Genomic DNA, 26,635 nt, shown 5'->3' on the forward strand with positions numbered 1-26,635 from the left:
CTCTCAGTGGCCTCCCTCGGAGGTCAGCAGCTGCAATAGCGGCGCGGCGGGCAGGGCTTCGTCGCCCTCCCAGGTACGGGCGAGCGCGCCCACGGCGTCCAGGTCGCCGAGCAGGATGCCGCCGACGAGCCGGTCCCCGCGGACGACGACCTTGCGGTAGACGCCGCGTGTGGCGTCGGTGAGCCGGACGACGTCGTCGTCACCGCGCGGCACGGGCTCGCCGAAGGCGGCCAGGTCCAGCGCGCGGCCGGCCGCGTCGCGTGCCGGCCCGAGCGCGGGGAGCGTGAGACGGGTCAGGGCCCGGGTGCCGGCGTAGCGGGGGAGGCGGCCCTCCGGGTCCCGTGCGCCGGTCAGCACCCCGGCCAGGACGTCGGCCTGGTCCTGGGCCGCACCGGCGAGCCCGTAGACCGTGCCGGCGTGCTCGGCGCAGTCGCCGATCGCGTGGACGTACGGGTCGGAGCTGCGCAGCCGGTCGTCGACGACCACGCCGCGCGCGACCTCCAGGCCGGCCGCGCGGGCCAGGCCGGTCCGGGGCCGGACGCCGCAGGCGAGCACGACGGCCTCGCAGCCCAGGCGGTAGCCGTCCGCCAGCTCCACCGCCTCGACCCGCCGGCGGCCGGGGCCGGAGCCGTCGCGCCGGGTGCGCAGACCGCGTGCCCGGCACGCGGTGTGCACCTCGACGCCGAGGTCCGCCAGGTGCCGCCGGAGCAGCGCGGACGCCTCCGGGTCGAGCTGGCGCTCCATCAGGTCCTCGCCCTGGTGGGCGAGGACGACGTGCACGCCGCGTTCCGCGAGGGCGCGCGCGGCGGAGACGCCCAGCAGCCCGCCCCCGATCACCACGCAGCGGGTACCCGGCCGGGCGGCGGCCCGCCGCAGCGCCAGGCAGTCGTCCATCGTCCGGAAGGCGTGCACGCCGTCGGGGAGTTCCCGCCCGCCGGGCGGACCGCTGCCCGGCGCGGACGGACGGTCGTCGAACAGGCCGCGCAGCGGCGGCAACACCGGATTGGACCCGGTGGCCAGCACCAGCACGTCGTACGGCACGTCCCGCCCGTCGTCGCACCGCACCCGCCGCGCGGCGCGGTCGACGCCCGTCACCCGCACCCCGGACCGCCGCTGAGCCGGAGCGCCCTCCGGCAACGCGATCACCTCGGGCGCGTACCGTCCGGCGAGGACGTCGGCGAGGAGCACCCGGTTGTACGCGGGGTGCTGCTCCTCACCGAGCACGGTCAGGCCGACACCGTCCGCATCCGGGCCGCCCGGCAGCCCGGCGCGGGCGGTGCCGAGGCGCAAGGCCAGGCGGGCGGCGGCCATGCCACCGCCGACCACCACCACCCGCTGCTTCTCCGAAGTCATGCACAGCAGCCTGGGCCGGCGGCGTTACCCCACCGGATCACCGCTGTTTCCCCCGCGCAACGCCGTCCTCAGCCCGCGCCCGGCGTCGCTGTGAGCCCCGCCCTCCCCGGCCCCCGCCCCGGATCGCCCGCCACCGGCCGCACCGTCCGGCATGCTGGGGACATGTACAGCGAGCGCGGCTCTTGGCTCGGCGGCGGCACCGTCGTCTGGAGCCGCACGGTCCCCGGGACGGCCACCACCGGGCTGGTGCTGCCGGACGGCTGCATGGACCTGATCTGGAACGACGGCCTGCTCGTCGCCGGCCCCGACACCACCGGCCACGCCACGCAGGAGACGCCCGGCACCCGCTGGACCGGCGTCCGCTTCGCCCCCGGCACCGGCCCCGCCGTGTTCGGCGTGCCCGCCCACGAACTGCGCGACCGGCGGGTGCCGCTGGACGCCCTGTGGCCGGAGCGCGAGGTGCGGCTGCTCGCCGAACGCGTCGCCGCCGCGCCGGACCCGGGCGCGGTGCTCGAGACCGCGGCCTGGCGCCGTGAGCGGCCCGACCCGCTGTGCGCACCGCTGGTCGCGGCGCTGCGGCAGGGCCTCGGCGTCGCGGCGGCGGCCGACGCGGCCGGGCTCAGCCAACGGCAGCTCCGCCGCCGGTCGCTGGACGCCTTCGGCTACGGCCCGAAGACCCTGGCCCGGGTGCTGCGGATGCGGCGCGCGCTGCGGCTCGCCGAGACCGGGACCCCGTTCGCCGAGGTGGCGGCCACGGCGGGCTACGCCGACCAGGCCCACCTCGCCCGCGAGGTGCGGGCGTTGACCGGCTGGACGCTCAGCCGCCTGCTGGAGCGTCGCTGAGCGGCGCGAACAGGTCCACGGTGTTGCCGTCCGGGTCCTCCACCACGGCGTACCGCTGGCCCCAGAACGCGTCCCACGGCTCCTTGTGCCCCGGATGCCCGGCGGCCGTCAGCTCGGCGTAGACCTCGTCCACCTCGGTCGGGCCGTCGCACAGGAAGGCGAGGGAGATGCGCCCGTTCACCTCCGCCCGGGTCGGCCGGGACCAGCCGGGATCGAAGGAGGCCACGGTGTCGTCGGAGTCCCAGGCCATGCGCAGCCCGCCCGGCAGCACCGCCTCCACATGGGGTTCGGTGTCCGCGCCGGCCGGGATGTCCAGGCCGAGGCGCCGGTAGAAGGCGAGCGAGGCGGCCATGTCCGCCGTGACGATGCCGATGAGGTCGAATCGAGGTGCCATACCGAGAACGTACGGCCACCGCCCGCCCCGGGTCTTGAACGAAACGGCCACCACCCGCCGTACGGGCTCCCCGTTACCGTGGGGGGCATGGCCGAGATCGTTCCCGAGACCCTGACCGTGCTCACGACCGTGGACGGCGCCGCGAAGGCGGAGAGCCTCGCGCGCGGTGCCGTCGAGCGGCGGGTGGCCGCCTGCGCGCAGATCAGCGCGCCGGTCACCTCCGTCTACCGGTGGGAGGGCACGGTGCAGACCGACCCGGAGTGGCAGGTGCTCTTCAAGACGGCCACCGCCCGCTACGACGCCCTCGAGGCGTACATCCGGGAGGCGCACGACTACGACGTGCCGGAGATCATCGCCACGCCGGTGGTGCGCGGCGGCGCCGACTACCTGCGCTGGGTCGTCGAGGAGTGCACCGACCCGGAGGCGACCGCCGAGGTCTGACCGGTCGTCCGGCCGGCGGCTCCGGCGGATGTGACGAATCGCTGACGGCGCGCCGCCCGGGCGCGCCACCACCCGCCCGGACGGCTCGCGGGGCCGTACGGTGAGGCCATGCGCGTACTGGTCACCGGCGGCGCCGGATTCATCGGCTCACACGTCGTCACGGCACTGGAGAAGGCCGGTCACGAACCGGTCGTCCTCGACATCGCGGCCGACCCCGCGTCCGGCGCGGTGCGCGGAGACGTCCGCGACCGGGAGGCGCTGGCCGCCGCCCTCGCGGGCGTCGACGCGGTCAGCCACCAGGCTGCGATGGTCGGGCTCGGCAAGGGCTTCACCGACGCCGCGTCCTACGTGGGGGTCAACGACCTGGGCACCGCGGTACTGCTGGAGGAGATGGCCGGAGCCGGTGTCCGCACACTGGTGCTCGCCGGGTCGATGGTGGTCTACGGGGAGGGCCGGTACGTCTGCACCGCGCACGGCGTGGTGCGGCCGGGCCCGCGCTCCGTCGAGGACCTGGAGCAGGGCCGTTTCGAGCCGCCCTGCCCGCACTGCGGTGAGCCGCTGCGGCCCGGCGCGGTGACCGAGGACGCCCCCGTCGACCCGCGGAACGTCTACGCCACGACGAAGCTGGCCCAGGAGCACCTGGCCGCCGTCTGGGCCCGCGCGTCGGGCGGCGGCGCGATCAGCCTCCGCTACCACAACGTCTACGGCGACGGCATGCCGCGCGACACCCCGTACGCGGGCGTCGCCTCCTTCTTCCGCTCCTCGCTGGAACGCGGGGAGGCGCCGCAGGTGTACGAGGACGGCGGCCAGCGGCGGGACTTCGTCCACGTCACGGACATCGCCGCGGCCAACGTCACCGCACTGGAGGCGCTGGCCGCCGGCCAGGCGCCGCCGGGCGGGCTGCGGGCCTACAACACCGGCAGCGGACACCCGCACACCGTCGGGGAGATGGCCACCGCGCTCGCCGGCGCGTTCGGCGGCCCGGAACCGGCCGTCACCGGCGAGTACCGGCTGGGCGACGTCCGGCACATCACGGCCTCCTCGGACCGGCTCCGCGACGAACTGGGCTGGCGGGCCCAGGTCGGGTTCGCGGAGGGCATGAAGGCGTTCGCCGCGGCCCCGCTGCGCCCGGCCGGCTGACGGGCCGTTCACTCCGCGCCGGCGTCCCGGTCCTCCCGCGGCCGGGACGCCAGCAGCGTGCGCACGGCGTACAGCAGCGCCGACGCCGCGAACAGCCCCGCCGTCAGCAGCAGCCAGCGTCCCCAGAACACGTCCGGGTCGAGGGTGCTGTAGCGCCGGTAGTTGTCCGACAGGCCGAGGATCAGCGGATACCACACCAGCAGCAGCACACCGGAGACGAACGCCGGCACCCGCACGTGGTTGACGACCGGGGACGGCGGGGCGCCGGGCCGACGGCGGACCAGCACTCCCTGCAGCGCCCGGTCCGCCACGCCGTACAGCGGCAGCAGGACCATGTCGTGCAGCAGCGCCGCGCCGACGAACCAGATCAGGATGCCGACCACCGGCCCGCCCTCCAGCAGGCGCAGCCCCGCGTAGGCGGTGACGGCGAACGACGCCAGCATCAGCAGCGTGCGCAGGGGCGCGGCGGCGCTGCGGGCTCCGGTCATGCCGAACCCTCCTGGTTCCCGAAGGTGAGCCGGGTGACCCACTTGGTGTTGTGCACGCCCGGGTTGTTGGGGACGATCACCCGCGCCGGGAAGCCGTGGTCGAGGGAGAGGTCGGCGCCGTTCACCCGCAGCGCCAGGAGCGAGCGGGTGTCGCGCACCTGGTTCTCCCGCAGCAACGCCGCCCGGAACGAGCCGCTGAGCTGCAACGACTCCACGAACACCCCGGGCGCCGGGCCCTCGCCGACCATGGCGGCCAGGTCGGCCAGCCGGACGCCCGTCCACTCCTGGTCGCCGGTCGACCAGCCTTCGACGCAGGCGATGGGCAGCAGCGCGGTGTGCTGCGGCAGTTCCAGCAGCGCCGCCCGGTCCAGCACCTCCTTCCGCCCGCCCGGACCGCGCACCGTCAGCCGCCAGTCCGGGCCGACGTCGGCGGTGCGGATGCCCCGGGAGCGCGCGGTCTTGTTGACCTGGAACCCGTTCGGACCCGGGCCGGGGTCCTGACCGCGCGGCGCCAGCAGCGCCACGTCCCGCAGCGGCCCGCCCGTGGACTGGCCGACGGTCACCACGACCATGGTCAGAGAGCCCAGCCCGACCATCCCCAGCGCGCCCCGGCGGGAGATCGTCGGTGCGGCGGGGGCGGTCGGGACGAGCCCCGTCTCGTCCGGCGGCTCGGGCTGGGTACGGCGGGTCGGCGTGCGCAGTTCCTCCCGCAGACTCCGGCCGCGCAACGCACGGCGCACCCGCCCCACCCGCAGCGCGACGTGCACGATCAGCGCGGCGAGGAACACCCACGCGCCGTAGAAGTGCAGCGGATAGAACGAGCCGGGGAAGACGTACTCGAGCTGGACGTTGAGCACGCCCGTCGCGAACTCGAACAGGGTGCTGCCGACCAGCAGCAGCAGCGAGACGCGTTCCAGCGCGTGGTTGACCGAACGCACCGGCGGCCAGGTGAAGAGGCGGGGGATGACCGACCACAGCTTCGCCAGCAGGACGGGCACGAGGGCCAGACCCACCGTCACGTGCAGGCCCTGGGTGAGCCGGTAGAGCCAGTACGGGCTGGTGGGCCAGGAGAAGAGGTAGAAGCCCAGCAGGCCCTTCCCGGGCGTGCGGTCGTTCGGCGCGCCGAGCCCCGGGTTGTAGGCGGCGTACGACAGCAGACCGGTCACGGTCACGACGAGCAGGCCGCCGAGCAGCACCAGGCCCAGGACGGACGTCAGCCACGGGCCGCGCAGCGGGCTGCGCCAGAAGCCGGGCCGGAACGGTCCGGGCGGCGGGGCGGTGAGGCGGGCGAGCGGCGGGGCGCGGTGGGTCAGCCGCGCGAGCGGCGAGGCGGCGGGCTCGGCGGGTTCGGCGGGTTCGGCGGGTTCGGGCGCGGAGGGCTTCCCGCCGGCCGGGCCGGGGGACGCGGTGGGCTCCTCCGGGCCAGGCTCCGGTTCGGGTTCCGGCTCCGGCTCGGGTTCCGGCTGGGGTTCGGGCTCCGGCTCGGTCCCCGCGTCCGGTTGCGGCACGGGAGCGGACGGGGTCGCCCGTTCCGGTTCCGTTCCGGGCTCCGGTTCCGGTTCCGGTTCCGGTCCGGTCTCCGTGCCTTCGTCCGGGCGGACTTCCGGAGTCGGGCGTTCCGGGACCGTGCCGTCCTGCTCCGGCGTGCGTCCGGGCTCAACGTCGGCTGCGGACTCCGTCCTGCCGCTCGGCGCGGACGGCCCGGAGTCGGCCTCCGGCTCGTGCGCGGGCTCCCGTTCGGGACGTTCGTCCCGTTCGCCGTCGTCGTGGTCCATGCGCGGGATCTCTCTCCTCGGAGGCCGGTGCGGAGCGCCTGCTTCCGACGCTAGGCCACGCAGACGCGCCTTCCCGGGAGGTCGCCCATGACGAAACGGTGACGTCACGGGCCAGCGGCCAGGGCCGGCGGCATCTCTGACATTCCGATGACACCCGCACGGCGGAGCCCTGCCGCACACCCCGGTCCGCCTACGGTGAACCGGATGAGCGGAACGCAGCGGGAGGCCACGCCTCCGGAGGAACAGGACGGCGACGCACGCCCCGGGCGACACTCCGCCGGGACGGCCCGCGACCTCGTCGTGGCGGCGCTCGCAGTGCTGCTCCTCGCCGTCGCCGCCGTCGTCGGACACCACCTGCACGTCACCTACGACGTCCTGCATCTCGGCTGGCCGCCGCTGTACGCCCAGTGGGAGCCCCACATCGGGCCCGGCACCCCGGCCGCCCTGGCCGTCGCGGCGCTCGTCGTCCTCCAGGGCCCGGCGCTCGCCCGGAGACTGGCCTGGCGTCCCCTGGTCTGGGCGGCCTGGGGCGGGTCGATGGCGTGGTGCTGGGCGCTGGCGCTGGTCGACGGCTGGGACCGGGGCGTCGCGCGCAGGCTCACCACCGGCTACGAGTACCTCCAGGAGGTCGACCGGGTCGACGACATCGGCCTTACCCTGCGCGTCTTCACCGACCACATCCTGCTCGGCGCGCCCGACAACTGGGTTCCGCACGTGGCGGGGCACCCGCCGGGTGCCCTGCTGACGTATGTGCTGCTGGACCGGATCGGTCTCGGCGGCGGTCCCTGGGCGGCCGTCTTCACCGTCACCGTCGCCTCCTCCGCCGCGGCGGCGGTGCTGGTCGCGGTGCGGGCGCTGTGCGGCCCGGACACCGCCCGCGCCGTCGCCCCGTTCGCGGTGCTCTCGCCGGCGGCGGTGTGGTTCGCGGTCTCCGCGGACGGCTACTTCGCGGCCGTCGCCGCCTGGGCGCTGGCGCTGCTCGCGCTCGCCGCGACCCGCACCGCACGGTGGCCCAAGGCGGCCGCCGTCGGGTCGGGCCTGCTGTTCGGGCTGCTGTGCTACCTCTCCTACGGCCTGGTGCTGGTCGGGCTGATCGCCCTGGCGGTGCTGCTGGCGGCCCGCACCTGGCGGCCGGTGCCGCTGGTGCTGCTCGGCATGCTGCCCTGGTTCGCCGCGTTCACGGCGGCCGGCTTCTGGTGGTTCGACGGCTACTTCACCCTCGTCGAGCGCTACTACCAGGGCACGGCCCGCATCCGCCCGTACGGCTACTTCGTGTGGGGCAATCTGGCCGCGAACGTGGTGACCGTCGGCCTGGCGGCCGTCGCCGGGCTGCGCCGGGCCGCCCCCGAACTCCCGCGTGCGGTACGGGTGCTGCGCGGGTCGCCGCCGACCGGGCCGACGGCCCTGGCCGTGCTGGTGGCGGGGGCCGGCGCCGCCGTGCTGGTGGCCGACGTCTCCGGGATGAGCAAAGCGGAGACCGAACGCATCTGGCTGCCCTTCACCCTCTGGCTGACCGCGGCCGCCGCCCTGCTTCCCCGGCCTACGCACCGGTGGTGGCTCGCCGCCCAGGCAGCCGTCGCGCTGGCCGTCAACCACCTGCTCTTCACCGGCTGGTGACCTGCCCGGGCCGCCGGGCGCGGCCGCCCGGCGGTCGCACCCGAGACCGTGCGCCGGGGCGGTCAGGTGCGGCGCAGCGCAAGGAAGGGACGCCCCTGCGCGGACCACTCCTCAACGACCGACCAGCCCGTGAACTCCGCATGGCGGCGCAGCGCGGCCGTCCCGAGCCGCGCCCAGTGAAACGTTTCGCTGCGGCCCCCGCCGCCGTCGTCCAGGCACACCTCCACCCGTTCCTCGATGTCCGCACGGGCGGCCTCGGCCAGGAGCAGACCACCCGGCGTCAGCAGGGCGCGGATGCGGTCGAGGAGAACGGCCGGGTCCCCGCCGATACCGATGTTGCCGTCCATCAGCAGCACGCTGCCCCACCGTCCCTCGCCGGGCAGCGGATCGAAGACGGACCGCAGCAGAGCCGTACCGCCGAGCCCGCGGGCGCGGGCCACCGCGAACGGGGCCGTGTCGATGCCGAGCACCGGCCGCCCGCTGCGTGCCAGAGCCGCCACCATGCGGCCCGGTCCGCAGCCCACGTCGAGCACCGGGCCCGTGCAGCGCCCCAGGACGGCCAGATCGGCCGCGTCCGCCCGGGCGCACCACCGCTCCACGTCCAGCGGCAGCAGCCAGCCGTCCGGCCGCCGCAGGTACAGCGGCCCCCGGCCGGCGCGCAGCGCCTCGGCGTACGGGTCGGCGCACCAGGCCGGAACCTGCGCGGGGCCGGACGTGACACGTGCACGTGCCGGGGTACCGGTCATCGCGCGGACACCTCCCGCTGCGCGGCGGCGAACGCCGCGGTGAACCGGCCCCGTGCGCACACCGCCGCGATCTGCGCCGCGTCCTCGGCGGTGTCCATGTCGCGCAGCACCGGCAGATCCCTCACCGTCAGCCCGGCGCGCAGCAGGCGGTCGCGCTGCTCGGCTCCGGTCCGCGCGGTCGACATCGGCACGCCGCGCACCAGTTCCGGGTCCGGGTCGGCCAGGCCCAGCGCCCAGAACCCGCCGTCCGCGGCCGGACCGAACCAGGCGTCACAGCCGTCCCAGCCGTCCGGCGCCAGCACCGGCGCCAGGAGCCCCGGGTGCAGCTGCGGGGTGTCCATCCCGACCAGCAGCGCCGGGCCGTCGCAGCCCGCGAACGCGGCGGAGATCCGTTCGTCGAGACCGCCGTCGACCTGGGGCACGACCTCGAAACCGGCGTCCCCGGGAAGCCACGCGCCCGGCTGCCCGGACAGCACCAGCACCCGTCGGCGGACGGGAAGGGCCGCGACCGTCCCCAGGGTGTCGTGCAGCGCCGCCTCCGCGAGCCGGGCGGCCTGCTCCGGGGAGTAGGGCGGCGTGAGCCGCGTCTTCACCCGGCCCGGCACCGGCTCCTTCGCGATCACCAGCAGCGTCGTCGGGCTCGTACCCGTGCCCCCCGCCGTCATCGGAGCACCGCCCGCATGTCCTGCACCGCGTGCCAGGTGCCGCGCCAGGTGCCGGTGACCTTCGACTCCCCGGTGCGAGGCCGGTACGCCACCTCCGTCTCGTGGATGCGCCAGCCCGCGTCGGCGGCCCGCACCACCATCTCCAGGGGATAGCCGCTGCGCCGGTCGGTGATCCCCAGTTCGAGCAGCCGGCTCCGCCGCGCGACCCGCAACGGTCCCAGGTCGCGCAGTCGCAGGCCGGTACGGCGGCGCACCATGCCGGCCAGCGCCCGGTTGCCGGCCCGGGCGTGCAGCGGCCAGGACCCCCACGAGGTCGGCCGCCGCCGCGCGAGGACCAGGTCGGCCGTACCGTCCAGGACGCGGGCGGCGACGCCGGGCAGCGCGCCGGGGTCGAGGGACGCGTCGCAGTCGCAGAAGGCCACCAGGTCCGCTTCCGCGGCCTCCAGCCCGGCGTGGCAGGCGGCGCCGAAACCCCGCCGCGGCTCGTGCACCACCCGGGCGCCGTGCGCCCGGGCGACGTCCGCCGAACCGTCCGTCGAACCGTTGTCGACGACCAGCGCCCGCCAGCCCTCCGGGATGCGGGCGAGGACCCACGGCAGCGCCTCCGCCTCGTTGAGGCAGGGCAGCACGACGTCCCCGGTCGGGGGCTGAGGAGATGTCACCGAATCGCTCATCACCGTTCACCCTAGGTACGCGGAGGCGCCGAAGACGTCATCCGGCTCCTTACGGAATACGGACGTCCGCCGCACGGCGGACGCAACCGCTCCGCGGAACGCCCGCCCGCTGCGAGACTCGAGGCATGCAGCAGCCCACGAGCCCCCGGCGTGTCCTCGTCGTCGACGACGACCCCACCGTCACGGAAGTGGTCAGCCGGTACCTGGAGCGCGCCGGCTTCACCGTCGACATCGCCGCCGACGGGAACGACGCGCTGGTCCGCGCCGAGGCGGGCCCCCCGGACCTCGTGGTGCTCGACCTGATGCTGCCCGGCCGGGACGGCCTGGAGGTGTGCCGCCTGCTGCGCGCCCGCGGCCCGCTGCCGGTCGTCATGCTCACCGCCCGAGGTGACGAGGAGGAACGCATCCTCGGCCTGGAGGTCGGCGCCGACGACTACGTGACCAAGCCGTTCAGCCCCCGGGAACTGGTGCTCCGGGTGGAGTCCGTGCTGCGCCGCGCCGCCGCCGCGCCCTACGGAGGGCCGGGGCTGAGCGGCGGCGGCGTCACCCTCGACCCCGCCGCGCGGACGGTGCACGACGCCCGCGGCCCCGTTTCCCTCACGCTCCGCGAATTCGACCTGCTGGCCCATTTCCTGCGCCACCCCGGGCGGGTCTTCGGGCGGGAGGAGCTGATGTCGGCGGTGTGGGGATGGGACTACGGCGACCTGTCCACGGTGACGGTGCACGTGCGGCGGCTGCGCCACAAGATCGAGGCCGACCCGGCCCGGCCGCGCCTCATCACCACCGTGTGGGGTGTCGGCTACCGCTTCGACGGCGCCCCCGGGGACGAGCGGGACGAGGGCGACGTAAGCGAAGGCGACGACGGCGACGGCCCGGAGAGGGCGGCCCGCCATGCGTGACCTGCTGCTCATCGCCTGCTACGCGGCTGCCGGCTCCGCCGTCGCCGGCGTCCTCGGCGCGGTCGCGCTGCGCGCAGTACGCCGCCGCTCCGTCGCGCTCTCGCTCGCCGTTCCCGCCGTCGTCGCGGTCGGCGCGATGCTCGCCGGCACCCTCTCGGTGGCCTGGGCGATGTTCCTCTCCTCCCACGACCTGGCCGTCATCACCATGGTGTGCGCGGTGGCCGCCGCCACCTCCACGGCGACCGCGCTGCTCCTCGGCCGCAGGGTGAGCCGCGCCCACCGGCGGCTCGAGGACGCCGCGGGAGCCCTCGGCGACGGGCGCGGCTTCCAGGCCCCGGACGCCCCCATGCCCGCGGAACTCGCCTCGCTGGCCCGCCGCCTGACGGACACCAGCGCCCGGCTGACGGCCTCCCGGGAGCGCGAGGCCGCGCTGGAGGCCTCCCGCCGGGAACTGGTCGCGTGGATCTCGCACGATCTCCGCTCCCCGCTCGCCGGCCTGCGCGCCATGGCCGAAGCCCTCGAGGACGGCATGACCGACGAGCCCGCCCGCTACCACCGCCGGATGCGCACCGAGGTCGAACGCCTGACGGAGATGGTGAACGACCTGTTCGAGCTCTCCCGGATCCAGGCCGGCTCCCTGGCCCCCTCGCTCGCCCGGATATCCGCCTACGACCTGGTCGGCGACGCGATCGCCGGCGTCCACCCGCTGGCCGCCGGCCGCGGCGTCCGGCTCACCGGCGACGGCGTGCAGCCCCTGCCGCTGCGGGTGGACGGGAACCAGATGTCCCGCGTGCTGGCCAACCTTCTGGTCAACGCCATTCACCGGACACCGGCGGACGGCACCGTCGCGGTCTCCGCCCGCGAGGTCTGCGACACCGCGGTGCTCGCCGTCACCGACGGCTGCGGCGGCATCCCCGCGGACGAACTGCACCGGGTCTTCGACACCGGCTGGCGCGGCGAGCACGCCCGCACGCCACCGGCCGGTGCCGGACTGGGGCTGGCCATCGTCCGGGGCATCGTCGAGGCCCACGCAGGCCGGGTCTCGGTCCGCAACATCCCCGGCGGCTGCCGGTTCGAGGTCACTCTTCCGCTGGCTCGCCGGACCGTTCCACGCGCACCGCGCACACCTTGAACTCCGGCATCCGCGACACCGGGTCCAACGCCGGGTTGGTGACCGTGTTGGCCCGCCCCCGGCCGGGCCAGTGGAACGGCATGAACACCGTGTCCGGCCGGATGTCCGGGGTGACCCGCGCGGGCGCGACGGCGCGGCCGCGGCGGGAGACGACGGCGACCGGGTCGCCGTCCGCCGCGCCGAGCCGTGCCGCCAGCCGGGGGTGCAGTTCCACGAACGGGCCCGGCGCGGCGGCGTTCAGCTCCCCGACCCGGCGGGTCTGCGCGCCGGACTGGTACTGGGCCAGGACGCGGCCCGTGGTCAGGTGGAGCGGATACGCGGCGTCCGGTTCCTCCGCCGACGGGCGGTGCTCCGCAGCCGCGAACCGGGCCCGGCCGTCCGGCGTGGCGAAGCGGTCGAGGAACAGCCGCGGGGTGCCGCGCCCCTGGGGGCCGGACGCGCCCTCCGGCTGCTGCGGGCAGGGCCAGAACACGCCCGCGTCCTCGCTCCCGTCCTCAGCCTCGGCCAGCCGTCGGTAGGAGATGCCCGAGTAGTCCGCCGGCCCGCCCGCCGAGGCGCGCCGCAGCTCCTCGAAGACCTCCTCCGCGTCCGCCGGGAACCCCTTCTCCCGGCCCAGCCGCGCGGCCAGCCCGTTCAGCACCGCCAGGTCCGAACACACCCCCGGCGGCGGGTCCACCGCGCGGCGGCGCAGCAGCACCCGGCCCTCCAGGCTGGTCGTGGTGCCCGTCTCCTCCGCCCACTGCGTCACCGGCAGCACCACGTCCGCCAGCCGCGCCGTCTCCGACAGCACGACATCGGCGACGGCCAGGAAGTCCAGCGACCGTACGCGTTCCTCGACATGGGCGGCGCGCGGCGCGGACACGACCGGGTTGGAGCCCATCAGCAGCAGCGCCCGCACGTCCCCGCCCAGCGCGTCGAGCAGCTCGTAGGCGCTGCGGCCGGGCCCCGGCAGCGACTCGGGCGGCACCCCCCAGACCCCGGCGACGTGCGCACGGGCGGACGGGTCGTCGAGCTTGCGGTACCCCGGCAGCTGGTCGGCCTTCTGGCCGTGTTCCCGGCCGCCCTGGCCGTTGCCCTGGCCGGTGAGCGCGCCGTACCCGGACAGCGGGCGGCCCGCCCGGCCCGTGGCCAGGCACAGGTTGATCCACGCGCCGACCGTGTCCGTCCCCTTGGACTGCTGCTCCGGGCCGCGCGCCGTCAGCACCATCGACGCCTCCGCGTCGCAGAACAGCTCCACCGCCCGGCGGATCCGGGGCAGCGGCACGCCGGTGATGCGCTCCACCAGTTCCGGCCAGTGCGCCATCGCCGCCGCGCGGGCCTCCGCCCAGCCGGTCGTCCGGGCGTCCACGAACGCCTGGTCGACACGCCCCCCGGCGACCACCAGGTGCAGCATGCCCAGTGCGAGCGCGAGGTCCGTGCCGGGGCGCGGCGCCAGGTGCAGGTCCGCGAGCTCGGCCGTGCGGGTGCGGCGCGGATCCACGACGACCAACGTGCCGCCGTTGTCGCGGAGTTCGGTGAAGTAGCGCAGGGCCGGCGGCATGGTCTCCGCGGGGTTGGCGCCGACCAGGATCACGCAGCCGGTACGCGGCACGTCCGCCAGCGGGAACGGCAGCCCGCGGTCCAGGCCGAACGCGTGGCTGCTCGCGGCGGCGGCGGACGACATGCAGAACCGGCCGTTGTAGTCGATCTGCGAGGTGCCCAGCACGACGCGGGCGAACTTCCCCAGCGCGTAGGCCTTCTCGTTGGTGAGCCCGCCACCGCCGAAGACGCCCACGGCGTCCGGGCCGTGCGCGGTCCGGACCCGCGACAGCCCTAGTGCGACGCGGTCCAGGGCCTCGTCCCAGGACGCCGCTTCCAGCGGCCCGCCGCGGCGAGCGCGCACCAGCGGCCCGGTGAGCCGCGCACCGCGCGCCAGCACCTCGGGGGCCGTGCGGCCCTTCCCGCACAGCGCACCCCTGTTCACCGGGAAGTCCGGGCGCTCCACCACCTCGACGGGCGCGCCCGCCCCGTCGGGAACCGGCGGTCCGGTGCGCCGCAGCCCCATTCCGCACTGGAGGGCGCAGTAGGGGCAGTGCGTGGGGGTCGTCGTCGGCATACGGCCAGCGTGCCCCCGCGCCGTTACGCGCGTCCCGCCTGCCGCGTTACGCCTCCGGCACGACGGCCTCACGCCGCCCGCCCCCGGCCCGTGAGCCCCGGCCGGTGAGCACCAGCCTCGTGGCCGCCACGGCGTACGGCCCCCCGGCAGCCGCACGGCGGACGTCGCCGTGAGGTGTGCGCAACGCGGGGGCAACGAGAGGACGGCACCCTCGGAGGATGGCAGACGACCGTTCCACCCTGGTCGCCGTGGCACACGGCTCCCGCGCCCCCGCGGCCCTCCGCACCGTCACCGCGCTGCTCGACCGCGTACGGGCGCAGCGGCCGGGCCTGCGCGTCGAACTCGGGCACGTCGAACTGAACGCGCCGCTGCTCCCGGCGACCCTCGGCACGCTCCCGTACGGCGGCCGGGTCGTGCTGGTGCCGCTACTCCTCGCCCGCGGCCACCACGTCAAGCACGACCTCCCGGCCGCCGCCGCGGAAGCCACGCACCTCGCCACGGCGGTCGCCGCCCCGCTCGGCCCCCATCCACTGCTCGCCGAGGCGCTCGCCGACCGGCTGCGCGAGGCGGGCTGGCGCCCCGGCCCCCGCCGGGCCGTGGTGCTCGCCGCCGCCGGCTCCCGCGACCCGGACGCGTCCCACGACACCGCCCACACCGCCGGCCTGCTCAGCCACCGCCTCGGCGGAACACCCGTCGTACCCGCCGCCGCGCCCGCCGTCGAGGACGCCGTGACCGGTCTGCGCGCGGACGGGTACCGGCACCTCGCGCTGGCCTCCTGCTTCACCGCGCCGGGCCTCTTCGCCGCGCGGTGCGCCGCGGCGGCGCACCGCGCGGGCGGCGCCGGCTGCGTGGCCGCAGCGCCGCTGGGCGCGCACCCCGCGCTGGCCCGCCTGGTGCTGCGGCGGTACGACGAGGCCGTGCGTGTCCGGGAGACGTCCGGCCAGGAGGCGTCCGTACGCGCTGCCCGCACGCCCGTGCCGCGGGCGGCTCCGCACCCGCACCCCCTCGCGGCCTGAGCGAAGCGTGCCCCCACCGGCCGCGCGCCTCCCGCAGCACGTACGGTCGGCGCATGGACGGCACCCACGTCACCGGCCCCCGCGCAGGTGACGGCAATCAGCCCGGCGGCCCCTACCGCCCCTGCGACACCGAGCGCTGGGCCCCGGAACCGGACAAGCGCCCCGGCCGTACCGCCTTCCAGCGCGACCGGGGCCGGGTGCTGCATTCGGCGGCGCTGCGCCGGCTGGCGGGGAAGACGCAGGTGGTGCCGGCGGTCCCGGCCGCGGTGTGGGGCGGCGGGCCGGACGACGCCCCCGCCGCAGGGGCGTCCGGCGGGGTGTGGGACGCCAGCCCGCGCACCCGGCTCACGCACTCCCTGGAGTGCGCGCAGGTCGGCCGCGAACTCGGCGCCGCACTCGGGTGCGACCCCGACCTGGTCGAGGTCGCCTGCCTGGCGCACGACCTGGGGCATCCGCCGTTCGGCCACAACGGTGAAAGCGTCCTGAGCGGCATCGCCGAACCCTGCGGCGGCTTCGAGGGCAACGCCCAGTCGCTGCGGCTGCTGGCGCGGCTGGAGCCCAAGCGCTTCGTGGCCCGCGACGACGCGGAGGGCGGCCAGATCAGCGTAGGCCTGAACCTCACCCGCGCCGCGCTGGACGCCGCCACCAAGTACCCGTGGCCCCGCGGCGCCCACCCCGAAAACCCCGCCTCGGCGAAATTCGGCGTGTACGAGGACGACCTGCCCGTGTTCGCCTGGTTCCGGGAGGGCGCCCCCGACCGGCGCCGCTGCTTCGAGGCGCAGGTCATGGACTGGGCCGACGACGTCGCCTACTCCGTGCACGACGTCGAGGACGGCCTGCACGCCGGCCACGTCGACCCCAACCTCCTCCTCGCCGAGCCCGAACGCCGGGACGTCTTCGCCCTCGCCGCCCGCCGCTACGCACCGGGCGCCGACGCCGAGGAGCTGGCGGAGGCGCTCGACCGGCTGCTGGACCAGGAGTGGTGGCCGCACGGCTACGACGGCACGGCTCTCGCGCAGGCCCGGCTCAAGGACGCCACCAGTCAGCTCATCGGACGGTTCTGCCTCGCCGCCGAAGGCGCCACCCGCAACCGCTACGGCTCCGGACGGCTCACCCGGTACGCGGCGGAGCTGGTCGTGCCCCGTGAAGCGCGGCTCGAATGCGCCGTCCTCAAGGCCGTCGCCGACCGCTACGTCATGCAGCGCGAGGACCAGGAGCGCCTCCGCGCCGACCAGCGCGTCGTGCTCGGCGAACTCGCCGACGCGCTGGTCGCCCGCGCGCCCGAGGGCATGGACCCGCAGTACCGGTCGCTGTACTCCGAGGCCCCGGACGACGCCGCCCGGCTGCGCGTGGTCGTCGACCAGATCGCCGCGCTCACCGACGCCTCCGCCCGTTCGCTGCACGCCCGCCTCACCGCCGGACGAGGTCTACGGGCGTAGTGTGCCCCGGGTCCTCACCCGGTCGCCCCGCCGCCTTCCCGCACGGAGACTGATACGGGACGCTCGGTGGAGGAAACCCCGCGAAAACGGGGAATCCTGTGCGGGGAGCAGTTCCCGCCCAGGGGACGCACAGGCCGGGGGGATCGTCTCAGCGAGGAGGCATCACGTGGTCGACGCACATCAGACCTTCGTCATCATCGGCGGTGGCCTGGCCGGCGCGAAAGCGGCGGAAACCCTGAGAGACGAGGGTTTCACCGGACGCGTCATCCTGATCGGCGACGAACGCGACCACCCCTACGAACGGCCCCCGCTGTCCAAGGGCTACCTGACCGGCGACGCCGAACGCGACAGCGTCTTCGTGCACGCCCCCTCCTGGTACGCCGGGGCCGAGGTGGAACTGCACCTCGGCCAGCCCGCCGTCCGCATCGACCCCGAGGCCCGGGCCGTCACCCTCGGCGACGGCGCCCGGGTCCACTACGACCGCCTGCTCCTCGCCACCGGCGCCGAGCCGCGCCGCCTCGAGGTGCCCGGCACCGACCTGGCGGGCGTCCACCACCTGCGCCGCCTGGCGCACGCGGAACGCCTGCGGGGCGTTCTCGCCGCGCGCGGCAGGGAGAACGGCCACCTCGTCATCGCCGGCGCCGGATGGATCGGCCTGGAGGTCGCGGCCGCGGCCCGCGGCTACGGCATGGAGGTCACGGTCATCGAGCCCGAACCGACGCCGCTGCACACCGTGCTCGGCCCCCAGATGGGTTCCTTCTTCACCGACCTGCACCGCGACCACGGCGTCCGCTTCCACTTCGGGGCCCGGCTGACGCGGATCGTCGGGCAGGACGGCATGGTGCAGGCCGTGGAGACCGACGACGGGGAGGAACACCCCGCGCACGAGGTGCTCGCCGCCATCGGTGCCGCCCCCCGCGTCGGCCTCGCCCGCGCCGCCGGGCTGGACCTCGCGGAGCGGCCCGTCGCAGGAGTCGCCGTCGACGCCTCGCTGCGCACCTCCGACCCGCACATCTACGCCGCGGGCGACGTCGCCGCCGAGCAGCACCCGCTCCTCGGCTCCCGGCTCCGCGTCGAGCACTGGGCCAACGCCCTCAACTCCGGCCCGGCCGCCGCCCGCGCCATGCTCGGGCAGGAGGTGACGTACGACCGGGTGCCGTACTTCTTCTCCGACCAGTACGACCTCGGCATGGAGTACTCGGGCTGGGCGCCGCCCGGCGCCTTCGACGAGGTGCTCGTCCGCGGTGACCTGGGCAAACGCGAGTTCATCGCCTTCTGGCTGCGCGAGGGCCGGGTGCTGGCGGGGATGAACGCCAACGTGTGGGACGTCACCGGGCCGATCCAACGGCTCATCCGTTCCGGCCGGCCCGTCGACCGCCAGGCCCTCGCCGACCCCGGCACGCCGCTGGAGTCGCTGGCCCCCGAGGAGACCGGGGAGGGGTGAGCGGCGGGCGGCGCGCCGGCCCGGGCCGGGGACGTCGCCGTCCTCCGAACGGGTGCCGCGGCCGCCGTAGGGTGACGTCCATGGCGATCCGTACCGCAGTCGTGCCCGTGTCGGAGATCTTCCCGCTGCGCTGGGAGGTGCTGCGGCCCGGGCTGCCGCGCGAGTCGGCGGTCTTCGCCGAGGACGGCCTGGACGGCGCCTTCCACGTCGCCGCCTACGACGGCGAGGGCGCCGCCGTCCTCGGCTGCGGCAGCTTCTACCCGGAGCCGTACCCCGGCGCCCCGGGCGAGGAGCGCGAGGGCGGAGGGGGAGCCGGCCCTGCCGCGTACCGCATCCGCGGCATGGCCAGCGCCCCGGCCGCCCGCGGCCGGGGCTACGGCACCGCCGTCCTCCGCGCGGGCGAGGACGCGGCCGCCGCCCGCGGCGCCCGGCTGATGTGGTGCAACGGCCGCACCGAGGCCCGCGGCTTCTACGAGCGGCACGGCTACGAGGCGGCCGGCGAGGAGTTCGTCATCGAGGGCGTCGGACCGCACCACGTCTTCGTCCGCACGCTCCCGTGACCCGCCTCCCGCACGGCACGGTCGGCGGCGCGCCGTAGACTCTCCCCGTGGCCGGAAGGATCAACGACGACGACGTGAAGGCGGTACGGAACGCGGTTCCGATCGACGCCGTCGTCTCCGAGTATCTCCAGCTCCGCAACGCCGGCGGCGGCCAGCTCAAGGGTCTCTGCCCGTTCCACGACGAGAAGTCCCCCTCCTTCCACGTCAGCCCGAGCAAGGGCTTCTACCACTGCTTCGGCTGCCAGGAGGGCGGGGACACCCTCGACTTCGTGATGAAGGTCGACCACCTGTCCTTCTCCGAGGCCGTGGAACGGCTCGCCTCCCAGGCCGGCATCACCCTCCGCTACGAGGAGGGCGGCTACGGCCGCGGCAGCCAGGCGGGCGAGCGCACCCGGCTCGCCGAGGCCCACCGCGCGGCCGCCGCCTACTACCGCGAGCAACTCGACGGGCCGGAGGCCGAGATCGGGCGGCGCTTCCTCGACGAGCGCGGCTTCGACAAGGACGCCGCCGAGCGGTTCGGCATCGGCTACGCCCCGGCCGGCTGGGACCACCTGGTGCGCCACCTGCGCGGCAAGGGCTTCTCCGACAAGGAGATGACCCTCGCCGGCCTCGCCCAGGACAGCCGCTCCGGCCGCCCCATCGACCGCTTCCGCGGCCGGCTGCTGTGGCCCATCCGCGACATCACCGGCGAGGTCGTCGGCTTCGGCGCGCGCCGGCTCCGCGACGACGACAACGGCCCCAAGTACCTCAACACCCCCGAAACGGCGCTGTACCGCAAGTCGCACGTGCTGTACGGCATCGACCTGGCGAAGCGCGAGATCGGCAAGGCGGGCCGCGCCGTCGTCGTCGAGGGCTACACCGACGTGATGGCCTGCCACCTCGCCGGGGTCACCAACGCCATCGCCACCTGCGGCACCGCCTTCGGCGGCGACCACGTCAAGATCCTGCGACGGGTGCTGATGGACAACTCCCGTTCCGAGGTGGTCTTCACCTTCGACGGCGACGCCGCCGGGCAGAAGGCCGCGCTGCGCGCCTTCGAGGACGACCAGAAGTTCGCCGCCCGCACCTCGATCGCCATCACCCCCGGCGGCATGGACCCCTGCGAACTCCGGCTCGCCGAGGGCGACCCGGCGGTGCAGACCCTCGTCGAGAGCCGCACGCCGCTCTTCGAGTTCGCCCTCCGCTCCGCCGTCACCGCGCACAACCTGGACACCGCGGAGGGGCGGTCGGCGGCGCTGGAGGAGGCCGCGCCGATCGTCGCCCGGATCAAGGACGCCGCCATCCAGCACGAGTACGCCGTGCGGCTGGCCGGTCTGCTGGGCATCCTCGACACGCAGTTCGTGGTGCGACGGGTGGGGCAGCTCGCGAAGTGGGCGCGGGAGCGGTCCGCCGCGCGGCCCGGCGGCGACCACCGTCCGCGGCAGCCGGAGCACGGCGGGCCCCTGGGGGAGCCGCCCGCACGGCCGCAGGCCGCAGGCCCGGCCCTGAACCTGCGCAGCCCCGCCCACCGGGTCGAACGCGAGCTGCTGAAGCTCGCGCTGCAGCGGCCCGAGCTGGTCGCCCCCGCGTTCGACGCGTACGGCGCCGACGAGTTCACCGCGCCGCCGTACGCGGTGGTGCGGAAGGCCGTCGAGGCGGCAGGCGGAGTCGGCGGCGCCGACGGCGAGTTCGTCGCCCGCGTACGGGACGCCGCCCCCGACGACACGGTGCGCAGCCTGGTCACCGAGCTCGCGGTGGAACCGTTGCGCGCCGCGCGCGGCCGGGAGCCGGACGAGATCTACGCGGGGATGCAGCTGGTCGCCGTACGGCTGGCCGCCGTGCACGCGCGGATCGCCGAACTCGAGGGCTCCGCGCGGCGCCTGGAGGCGCAGCACGACCACGAGTCGGCGGCGCCGGTGCGCGAACAGCTCTGGGTGCTCCAGCAGTACGCCCGCGCCCTCCGCGACCGGGGCGCCGGCGCGCTCTGACGCCCCACCGGGCCCGCCGCCGTCGCGCGGCCCGTCGGCATGTCGGGGCGTGCCCCGGCGGGTTGTCAAGAGTGCCGAGGTTACCGACGGGCAAAGAAAGACGGCGCACGAGTCTCGTGGAGCAGGTGTGTCGTGGCGCACACTGGCAAGCGGTGCCTGAGTCATCGGAGCGCGGCGGTGCTGGCCGGGAGGGGCCACTCTCCTTCGCGGTCCGCACATCTTCTGCCGGGACGGCACGCGGCGCGGCCGCGGTCGTTCCCGTCTCGTATGCCGTCCCGGAACCGGCAGCGATCACTTGGAGGTCGCCCCCGTGCAGACCCAGACCCTGACCAGTGCGGCGCAGGCCGCCGCACCGACCACCCCCACCACGCGTCTGGCCCCACCCCGCGGTGCGCGGCACGCACCCGCCCGCTTCGCACCGGGCGCCGGTGCCGGTACCGGCCCGACCGGCGACCTCTTCCGGCAGTACCTGCGTGAGATAGGGCGGATACCGCTGCTGTCCGCCGCGGAGGAGGTGGAACTCGCCCGCCGCGTCGAGGCGGGCCTGTTCGCGGAGGAGAGACTCGCGGCCGCGACCGGCCTCGACGAACGCCTCGCACTCGACCTGGACCGCCTCGTGGTGCTCGGCCGGATGGCCAAGCGCAGTCTCATCGAGGCCAACCTCCGCCTCGTGGTGTCCGTCGCCAAGCGCTATGTCGGCCGCGGCCTGACCATGCTGGACCTGGTGCAGGAGGGGAACCTGGGCCTGATCCGCGCGGTGGAGAAGTTCGACTACGCGCGCGGCTTCAAGTTCTCCACCTACGCGACCTGGTGGATCCGCCAGGCCATGTCGCGGGCCCTCGCCGATCAGGCCCGCACGATCCGGGTGCCGGTCCACGTCGTCGAACTGATCAACCGCGTGATCCGCGTCCAGCGCCGCATGCTCCAGGAGCGCGGTTACGAGCCGACCCCCGAGGAGGTCGCCGTACACCTGGGCCTCACGGCCGAAAGGGTCGTCGAGGTGCTGCGGCTGGCGCAGGAACCGGTGTCGCTGCACGCGCCGGTCGGGGAGGAGGAGGACGTCCATCTCGGCGACCTCATCGAGGACGGCGACGCACCGTCGCCCGTCGAGTCGGCCGCGTTCCTGCTGCTCCGGCAGCACCTGGAGGCGGTGCTCTCCACCCTCGGCGAACGCGAACGCAGGGTGGTGCAGTTGCGGTACGGCCTGATCGACGGCCGTCCGCGCACGCTGGAGGAGATCGGCCGTCTCTTCGGCGTGACGCGGGAGCGCATCCGGCAGATCGAGTCCAAGACGCTGGGCAAGCTCCGCGACCACGCCTTCGCCGATCAGCTCCGGGGCTACCTGGACTGACCGGCACGTCCCCCCCCCCCCGGGCGCGACGCCTCAGCCGAACGCGCCCGGGTGGGTCTGCTCGCGCACGGTCGTGAACTGCTGCCGCACGGCCTGGCCGACGGCCGCCTCCTCCTCGGACGGGTCGAAGACCCGGCTTCGGGCGGCGGGCCAGGCCGGGGGCGTGCTGCCGCCCGCCAGCGCCCACGCGGCCTGGCGGGCGGCGCCCAGCGCGGTGTAGTCGCCGGCCTCGGGCACGACGATCTGCGCCCCGAGCAGCCCCGGTGCCGCGGCCTGCACGGCGGGCAGCTCCGCGGCGGCCCCGAGCAGGAACACCCGCCGCACCCGCACCCCGCGGCGCCGCAGCACGTCCAGCGCGTCGCCCAGCCCGCAGAGCATGCCTTCGACGGCAGCCCGCGCCAGGTGTTCGGGGCGCATGCTCTCCCGGCGCAGGCCGTGCAACGAGCCCGCGGTGTGCGGCAGGTCGGGGGTGCGTTCCCCTTCGAGGTACGGCAGCAGCACCAGCCCGTACGCCCCGGGGGTGGAGGCGCCGGCCAGCTGGGACAGGCCCTCCAGGTCGGTGTCCAGCATCTCCGCCGCGCCGCGCAGCACGCGGACGGCGTTCAGCGTCCGCACCACGGGCAGGTGCATGCCGGTGGCGTCGGCGAAGGAGGTGATGGTGCCGGTCGGGTCGGCGAGCGCCTCGTGATGCACGGCGAAGACCGACCCGGAGGCGCCGAGCGAGACGACCGCGTCACCCGTACCGACGCCCAGTCCGAGGGCCGCGGCCATGGTCTCCCCGGTGCCCGCGGAGATCAGCAGCCCTTCCGGCGTGGTGCCGGCGGCCTCCGCCGGGCCGGCCACCTGGGGCAGCGTCACCGGGTGGCCCAGGGCGAGTTCCGCCAGATCGGGCCGGTAGGTCTCGGTGGCCGCGGACCAGTAGCCGGTTCCCGAGGCGTCGCCGCGATCGGTGACGCGGCGGGACGAACGGCCGAGCAGCTGCCAGGTCAGCCAGTCGTGCGGCTGCATCACCTCGGCGACCCGGGAGGCGGTCTCGGGCTCGCTGCGGGAGAGCCAGCGCAGCTTGGTCACCGGGTGCGCGGCCTGCGGCACGGCGCCGACCGCCTGCGCCCAGGCCTCCCGCCCGCCGAGCGCGTCGACGAGGTCGTTGGCGGCAGCCTGCATCCGCCGGTCGTTGCCGAGCAGCGCCGGTCGTACGGGGGCGCCGCCGGAGTCCAGGGCCACCACGCCCTGCTGCTGCGCGGCGACGCCGATCGCCCGGACGTCGGACAGCCGGCCGTCGGCGGCCGCCTCGCCGAGCGACAGCAGCCACGACTGCGGATCGTCGCGGTCGTCGCCGTGCGCGGCGTACCCCTGACGGACGATGTCACCCGTGTCGGCGTCGCAGACGACGAGACGGGTGTGTGCGGCTGAACTGTCCAGACCGGCGACTATCCCCATGGGGCAGATGATGCCTCATCGTCCCGGTGTGACGGGGGGAGTCCGGGGTGATCGGGGACACAGCAGCGACCGGGGACACCGTGGCGACCGGGGATGCGGCGGCGACCGGAGAGGGGGCGGAGGTGGATGGCGTGGGGGTGACGGGAGCGGTGCGGGTGCTCACCGACCAACCCATGCTTTGTCCCGTCCACGGAAAAAGTTGCCTTCTTCGGGTCGAAAGCCTTTCCCGATGCGACGGAAGTCACTACGGTGCAGGCGTACCGCACCAGTTGAACAGCCAGTGCCGTGGCCGCCGCCCCCTCGTCGGCTCCACGGAACGCGGCGCGACGGCGCGCGCCTGTGCCCAGCGACACCACACCCCGTTCCCCACGGAGGATCGCGTGCACGGGAGACTCAAGAGAATCCTGTCCACCCTGGCCGGCGCCCTGCTCCTCGCGGCCGGTACACAGACCGTCCCACCACCCGCCCCCGCGGCAGCCGCCCCCGCCCCGCCGGTCGAGCCGCAGGCCGCCGAGTTCCAGCAGGTCACCCTGGCCAAAGGACTGGCCGAGATGGGCGAGCCGATGACCATGGCCGTGCTGCCGGACCGTTCGGTGCTGCACACCTCGCGCGACGGCACCGTCCGCCTCACCGACGCCGCCGGCACCACGAAGGTCGCCGGGAAGCTCGACGTCTACAGCCACGACGAGGAAGGGCTTCAGGGCGTCGGCATCGACCCGGGGTTCGCCCAGAACCGCCACGTCTACCTCTACTACGCGCCGCCGCTGGACACGCCGGCCGGTGACGCGCCCGGCGAGGGCACGGAAGCCGACTTCGCGCCGTTCGACGGCGTCAACCGCCTCTCCCGCTTCGTGCTGAACACCGACGGCACCCTGGACACGGGCAGCGGTACGACCATCCTCGACGTGCCCGCGTCGCGTGGCATCTGCTGCCACGTCGGCGGCGACATCGCCTTCGACGCCGCCGGGAACCTGCTGCTGTCCACCGGCGACGACACCAACCCGTTCGCCTCGGACGGCTTCACCCCCATCGACGAGCGGTCCTCCCGGAACCCGGCCTACGACGCCCAGCGTTCCTCGGGCAACACCGACGACCTGCGCGGCAAGGTCCTGCGCATCTCGGTCAACCCCGACGGCTCGTACGGCATCCCGGACGGCAACCTCTTCGCCCCCGGCACCCCGGACACGCGGCCGGAGATCTACGCCATGGGCTTCCGCAACCCGTTCCGGATGAGCGTCGACCACGAGACCGGCATCGTCTACGTCGGCGACTACGGCCCGGACGCCGGAGCCGCGGACCCGTCCCGGGGCCCCGCCGGGCAGGTCGAGTTCGCTCGTGTCACCGGCCCCGGCAACTACGGCTGGCCGTACTGCACCGGCGGCAACGACGCCTACACCGACTACGACTTCGGCTCCGGCGCCTCCGGGCAGAAGTTCGACTGCGGGGCGCCGGTCAACGACTCGCCGAACAACACCGGCCGCATCCAGCTGCCTCCCGCCCAGCCCGCCTGGATTCCCTACGACGGAGGCTCGGTGCCCGAGTTCGGCAACGGCTCCGAGTCGCCGATGGGCGGCCCGGTCTACCGCTTCGACCCCTCCCTCGAATCGGACGTGAAGTTCCCGCAGACCTTCGACGGCGACTACTTCGCCGGCGAGTTCGGCCGCCGCTGGATCAAGCGGATCGACCAGGACGCCGACGGCGCCGTGCAGTCCATCAACGCCTTCCCCTGGCAGGGAACCCAGGTGATGGACATGGCCTTCGGGCCCGACGGAGCCCTCTACGTCCTCGACTACGGCACCGGCTACTTCAGCGGTGACGAGAACTCCGCCCTGTACCGCATCGAGTCCACCACGGACGGAGTGTCGCCGATCGCCGAGACGGCCGCCACCCCGACCTCCGGACAGGCACCGCTGAGCGTCGAGTTCTCCTCGGAGGGCAGCGACGACCCGGACGGCACCACGCTCGACTACGCCTGGGACTTCGGCGACGGCGCCACCTCCGGCGCCGCGAACCCCACCCACACCTACACCGGCAACGGCCAGTACGAGGCCACCCTGACCGTCACCGACGCGGACGGGAACACCGGCTCCGAATCGGTCCAGATCACGGTCGGCAACACCGCGCCCACCGTGAAGATCGAACTCCCCTCGGCCGGCGCGCTCGTCGACTTCGGCGATCCGGTGCCCTTCGAGGTCACCGTGACCGACCCGGAGGACGGCCCGGTCGACTGCTCCCGGGTCACCGTCTCCTTCATCGTCGGCCACGACAGCCACGGCCACCCGCAGACCTCCGCGCAGGGCTGCTCCGGCACGCTGCAGACCCGCGCCGACGGCGAACACGACCCCAACGCCAACATCTTCGGCGTCATCGACGCCGAATACACCGACGAAGGAGCGAACGGCCAGCCCGCCCTCACCACCCACGACCAGGTCGTCACCCAGACCCGGCACCGCCAGGCCGAGCACTTCGGCGACGCGAGCGGCGTCCAGGTCGTCGACCACGCCGGGGCGCACGGCGGCAAGGCCGTCGGCCACATCGAGGACGGCGACTGGATCTCCTTCCGGCCCTACCACCTGGCGAACGCGGAGACCTTCTCCGCCCGGGTCGCCTCCGCGGGCAGCGGCGGCACCCTCGAACTGCGCGCCGGAGCCCCGGACGGCACCCTGCTCGGCTCGGCGACCGTCCCGGTCACCGGCGGCTGGGAGACGTACACCGAGGTGAGCGGCGACCTGTCCGCCCAGCCGGCCGGGACCACGGAACTCCACCTGGTCTTCCGCGGCGGCGACGGCGCCCTCTTCGACGTCGACGAGTTCTCCTTCACCACCTCCGGTCCGGGTCCGGGTCCGGGGTCGGGTCCGGTTACGGGGATCGGTGGGAAGTGTGTGGACGTGGCGGGTGGTGGTGCCGCGGACGGTACGCAGGTGCAGTTGTGGTCGTGCAACGGTTCGGCGGCGCAGGAGTGGTCGGTGCCGGGTGACGGGTCGTTGCGTGCGCTGGGGAAGTGTCTGGACGTGTCCGGTGGGGGGACGGCGGACGGTTCGAAGGTGCAGGTGTGGTCGTGCAACGGGACGGGTGCGCAGGTGTGGGAGGCGCATGCGGACGGTTCGTTGCGGAATCCGCAGTCGGGGAAGTGTCTGGATGCGGAGGGGACGTCGT

At 75.1% G+C, this 26,635-nt stretch carries 22 protein-coding genes; 13 read left to right on the forward strand and 9 right to left on the reverse strand.

Features of this window, described 5'->3' with window-relative positions; genetic code table 11:
- Nucleotides 1-3: 3 nt before the first annotated feature.
- Complete coding sequence (locus K304_RS0111165) at nucleotides 4-1,353, reverse strand: FAD-dependent oxidoreductase (RefSeq protein ID WP_027763814.1); 1,350 nt, start codon at nucleotides 1,351-1,353, stop codon at nucleotides 4-6.
- 162 nt (nucleotides 1,354-1,515) lie between these two features.
- On the opposite strand from K304_RS0111165, the gene K304_RS0111170 reads away from it, so the two are divergent.
- A complete protein-coding gene (locus K304_RS0111170) occupies nucleotides 1,516-2,196 on the forward strand; it encodes a helix-turn-helix transcriptional regulator (protein ID WP_027763815.1) in 681 nt (226 codons plus the stop codon).
- Here K304_RS0111170 and K304_RS0111175 read toward each other — a convergent pair.
- Nucleotides 2,171-2,590 (reverse strand): VOC family protein, encoded by a 420-nt coding sequence (locus K304_RS0111175; protein ID WP_027763816.1) that lies wholly within the window; start codon nucleotides 2,588-2,590, stop codon nucleotides 2,171-2,173. The genes K304_RS0111170 and K304_RS0111175 overlap by 26 nt on opposite strands.
- Nucleotides 2,591-2,677: 87 nt before the next feature.
- Between K304_RS0111175 and cutA the strand changes: the two genes are divergently transcribed.
- Both cutA and K304_RS0111185 read left to right on the forward strand, forming a co-directional pair.
- A complete protein-coding gene (gene cutA, locus K304_RS0111180) occupies nucleotides 2,678-3,031 on the forward strand; it encodes a divalent-cation tolerance protein CutA (RefSeq protein WP_037789999.1) in 354 nt (117 codons plus the stop codon).
- A gap of 108 nt (nucleotides 3,032-3,139) precedes the next feature.
- On the forward strand, nucleotides 3,140-4,171 hold the full coding sequence (locus tag K304_RS0111185; protein ID WP_027763818.1) for an NAD-dependent epimerase/dehydratase family protein: 1,032 nt from the start codon (nucleotides 3,140-3,142) through the stop codon (nucleotides 4,169-4,171).
- An 8-nt stretch (nucleotides 4,172-4,179) separates the two neighbouring features.
- Here the strand turns inward: K304_RS0111185 and K304_RS0111190 are convergent, their stop codons facing one another.
- Together K304_RS0111190 and K304_RS28495 are read right to left on the reverse strand one after the other, a co-directional pair.
- Nucleotides 4,180-4,659 carry a hypothetical protein gene (locus K304_RS0111190; protein ID WP_027763819.1) on the reverse strand — a complete coding sequence of 160 codons (480 nt, stop codon included), beginning with the start codon at nucleotides 4,657-4,659 and terminating at the stop codon, nucleotides 4,180-4,182.
- Nucleotides 4,656-5,972 (reverse strand): molybdopterin-dependent oxidoreductase, encoded by a 1,317-nt coding sequence (locus K304_RS28495; protein ID WP_051308310.1) that lies wholly within the window; start codon nucleotides 5,970-5,972, stop codon nucleotides 4,656-4,658. The genes K304_RS0111190 and K304_RS28495 overlap by 4 nt, the downstream gene beginning before the upstream one ends.
- Nucleotides 5,973-6,638: 666 nt before the next feature.
- Between K304_RS28495 and K304_RS0111200 the strand changes: the two genes are divergently transcribed.
- The gene (locus K304_RS0111200) at nucleotides 6,639-8,051 is read left to right on the forward strand and encodes a hypothetical protein (protein WP_078528920.1); all 1,413 of its coding nucleotides are present in this window, start codon (nucleotides 6,639-6,641) and stop codon (nucleotides 8,049-8,051) included.
- Nucleotides 8,052-8,113: 62 nt separating this feature from the next.
- On the opposite strand, the gene K304_RS28500 is transcribed toward K304_RS0111200, so the two are convergent.
- The 3 genes from K304_RS28500 to K304_RS0111215 are packed head-to-tail and all read right to left on the reverse strand — an operon-like array spanning nucleotide 8,114 to nucleotide 10,136.
- The gene (locus tag K304_RS28500; protein WP_051308285.1) at nucleotides 8,114-8,797 is read right to left on the reverse strand and encodes a class I SAM-dependent methyltransferase; all 684 of its coding nucleotides are present in this window, start codon (nucleotides 8,795-8,797) and stop codon (nucleotides 8,114-8,116) included.
- Nucleotides 8,794-9,462 (reverse strand): TIGR04282 family arsenosugar biosynthesis glycosyltransferase, encoded by a 669-nt coding sequence (locus tag K304_RS0111210; RefSeq protein WP_027763821.1) that lies wholly within the window; start codon nucleotides 9,460-9,462, stop codon nucleotides 8,794-8,796. Before K304_RS0111210 ends, K304_RS28500 begins: the two co-directional genes overlap by 4 nt.
- On the reverse strand, nucleotides 9,459-10,136 hold the full coding sequence (locus tag K304_RS0111215) for a glycosyltransferase family 2 protein (protein ID WP_037790001.1): 678 nt from the start codon (nucleotides 10,134-10,136) through the stop codon (nucleotides 9,459-9,461). Before K304_RS0111215 ends, K304_RS0111210 begins: the two co-directional genes overlap by 4 nt.
- Before the next feature lie 125 nt (nucleotides 10,137-10,261).
- Between K304_RS0111215 and K304_RS0111220 the strand changes: the two genes are divergently transcribed.
- Nucleotides 10,262-11,035: a response regulator transcription factor gene (locus tag K304_RS0111220; protein WP_027763823.1), complete on the forward strand. Its 774-nt coding sequence runs from the start codon at nucleotides 10,262-10,264 to the stop codon at nucleotides 11,033-11,035.
- Nucleotides 11,028-12,167, forward strand: a complete 1,140-nt coding sequence (locus K304_RS0111225) for a sensor histidine kinase (RefSeq protein WP_027763824.1) — start codon at nucleotides 11,028-11,030, stop codon at nucleotides 12,165-12,167. The genes K304_RS0111220 and K304_RS0111225 overlap by 8 nt, the downstream gene beginning before the upstream one ends.
- Here K304_RS0111225 and K304_RS0111230 read toward each other — a convergent pair.
- Nucleotides 12,115-14,262 carry a molybdopterin oxidoreductase family protein gene (locus K304_RS0111230; RefSeq protein ID WP_027763825.1) on the reverse strand — a complete coding sequence of 716 codons (2,148 nt, stop codon included), beginning with the start codon at nucleotides 14,260-14,262 and terminating at the stop codon, nucleotides 12,115-12,117. The genes K304_RS0111225 and K304_RS0111230 overlap by 53 nt on opposite strands.
- Nucleotides 14,263-14,480: 218 nt before the next feature.
- Between K304_RS0111230 and K304_RS28505 the strand changes: the two genes are divergently transcribed.
- The 6 genes from K304_RS28505 to K304_RS0111260 all read left to right on the forward strand — a co-directional run bounded on the left by K304_RS28505 (nucleotide 14,481) and on the right by K304_RS0111260 (nucleotide 22,039).
- Nucleotides 14,481-15,278, forward strand: coding sequence for a CbiX/SirB N-terminal domain-containing protein (locus K304_RS28505; protein WP_051308287.1), 798 nt, complete (start codon nucleotides 14,481-14,483; stop codon nucleotides 15,276-15,278).
- Between the two features lie 53 nt (nucleotides 15,279-15,331).
- A complete protein-coding gene (locus K304_RS0111240) occupies nucleotides 15,332-16,717 on the forward strand; it encodes a deoxyguanosinetriphosphate triphosphohydrolase (protein WP_027763826.1) in 1,386 nt (461 codons plus the stop codon).
- Nucleotides 16,718-16,883: 166 nt separating this feature from the next.
- A complete protein-coding gene (locus K304_RS0111245; protein WP_027763827.1) occupies nucleotides 16,884-18,161 on the forward strand; it encodes an FAD-dependent oxidoreductase in 1,278 nt (425 codons plus the stop codon).
- An 80-nt stretch (nucleotides 18,162-18,241) separates the two neighbouring features.
- Nucleotides 18,242-18,721 carry a GNAT family N-acetyltransferase gene (locus K304_RS0111250; RefSeq protein WP_037790004.1) on the forward strand — a complete coding sequence of 160 codons (480 nt, stop codon included), beginning with the start codon at nucleotides 18,242-18,244 and terminating at the stop codon, nucleotides 18,719-18,721.
- Between the two features lie 47 nt (nucleotides 18,722-18,768).
- Entirely contained in the window at nucleotides 18,769-20,688 is a 1,920-nt protein-coding gene (dnaG, locus tag K304_RS0111255) for a DNA primase (protein WP_027763829.1), read from the forward strand.
- Nucleotides 20,689-20,905: 217 nt separating this feature from the next.
- Entirely contained in the window at nucleotides 20,906-22,039 is a 1,134-nt protein-coding gene (locus tag K304_RS0111260) for an RNA polymerase sigma factor (RefSeq protein WP_486591635.1), read from the forward strand.
- Between the two features lie 33 nt (nucleotides 22,040-22,072).
- On the opposite strand, the gene K304_RS0111265 is transcribed toward K304_RS0111260, so the two are convergent.
- A complete protein-coding gene (locus tag K304_RS0111265; RefSeq protein ID WP_027763831.1) occupies nucleotides 22,073-23,479 on the reverse strand; it encodes an FGGY family carbohydrate kinase in 1,407 nt (468 codons plus the stop codon).
- Between the two features lie 380 nt (nucleotides 23,480-23,859).
- Between K304_RS0111265 and K304_RS28510 the strand changes: the two genes are divergently transcribed.
- Nucleotides 23,860-26,635: PQQ-dependent sugar dehydrogenase (locus K304_RS28510; RefSeq protein ID WP_037790006.1), on the forward strand; the 2,776-nt coding region annotated here is incomplete at its 3' end.

Source organism: Streptomyces sp. CNS606, from assembly GCF_000426325.1.

Excerpts from the sequence above, each read along its gene's own strand:
- K304_RS0111165 (WP_027763814.1), bottom strand. The coding sequence starts at position 1,353 with ATGACTTCGGAGAAGCAGCGGGTGGTGGTGGTCGGCGGTGGCATGGCC.
- K304_RS0111170 (WP_027763815.1), top strand. The coding sequence starts at position 1,516 with ATGTACAGCGAGCGCGGCTCTTGGCTCGGCGGCGGCACCGTCGTCTGG.
- K304_RS0111175 (WP_027763816.1), bottom strand. The coding sequence starts at position 2,590 with ATGGCACCTCGATTCGACCTCATCGGCATCGTCACGGCGGACATGGCC.
- cutA (WP_037789999.1), top strand. The coding sequence starts at position 2,678 with ATGGCCGAGATCGTTCCCGAGACCCTGACCGTGCTCACGACCGTGGAC.
- K304_RS0111185 (WP_027763818.1), top strand. The coding sequence starts at position 3,140 with ATGCGCGTACTGGTCACCGGCGGCGCCGGATTCATCGGCTCACACGTC.
- K304_RS0111190 (WP_027763819.1), bottom strand. The coding sequence starts at position 4,659 with ATGACCGGAGCCCGCAGCGCCGCCGCGCCCCTGCGCACGCTGCTGATG.
- K304_RS0111200 (WP_078528920.1), top strand. The coding sequence starts at position 6,639 with ATGAGCGGAACGCAGCGGGAGGCCACGCCTCCGGAGGAACAGGACGGC.
- K304_RS28500 (WP_051308285.1), bottom strand. The coding sequence starts at position 8,797 with ATGACCGGTACCCCGGCACGTGCACGTGTCACGTCCGGCCCCGCGCAG.
- K304_RS0111210 (WP_027763821.1), bottom strand. The coding sequence starts at position 9,462 with ATGACGGCGGGGGGCACGGGTACGAGCCCGACGACGCTGCTGGTGATC.
- K304_RS0111215 (WP_037790001.1), bottom strand. The coding sequence starts at position 10,136 with ATGAGCGATTCGGTGACATCTCCTCAGCCCCCGACCGGGGACGTCGTG.
- K304_RS0111220 (WP_027763823.1), top strand. The coding sequence starts at position 10,262 with ATGCAGCAGCCCACGAGCCCCCGGCGTGTCCTCGTCGTCGACGACGAC.
- K304_RS0111225 (WP_027763824.1), top strand. The coding sequence starts at position 11,028 with ATGCGTGACCTGCTGCTCATCGCCTGCTACGCGGCTGCCGGCTCCGCC.
- K304_RS0111230 (WP_027763825.1), bottom strand. The coding sequence starts at position 14,262 with ATGCCGACGACGACCCCCACGCACTGCCCCTACTGCGCCCTCCAGTGC.
- K304_RS28505 (WP_051308287.1), top strand. The coding sequence starts at position 14,481 with ATGGCAGACGACCGTTCCACCCTGGTCGCCGTGGCACACGGCTCCCGC.
- K304_RS0111240 (WP_027763826.1), top strand. The coding sequence starts at position 15,332 with ATGGACGGCACCCACGTCACCGGCCCCCGCGCAGGTGACGGCAATCAG.
- K304_RS0111250 (WP_037790004.1), top strand. The coding sequence starts at position 18,242 with ATGGCGATCCGTACCGCAGTCGTGCCCGTGTCGGAGATCTTCCCGCTG.
- K304_RS0111265 (WP_027763831.1), bottom strand. The coding sequence starts at position 23,479 with ATGGGGATAGTCGCCGGTCTGGACAGTTCAGCCGCACACACCCGTCTC.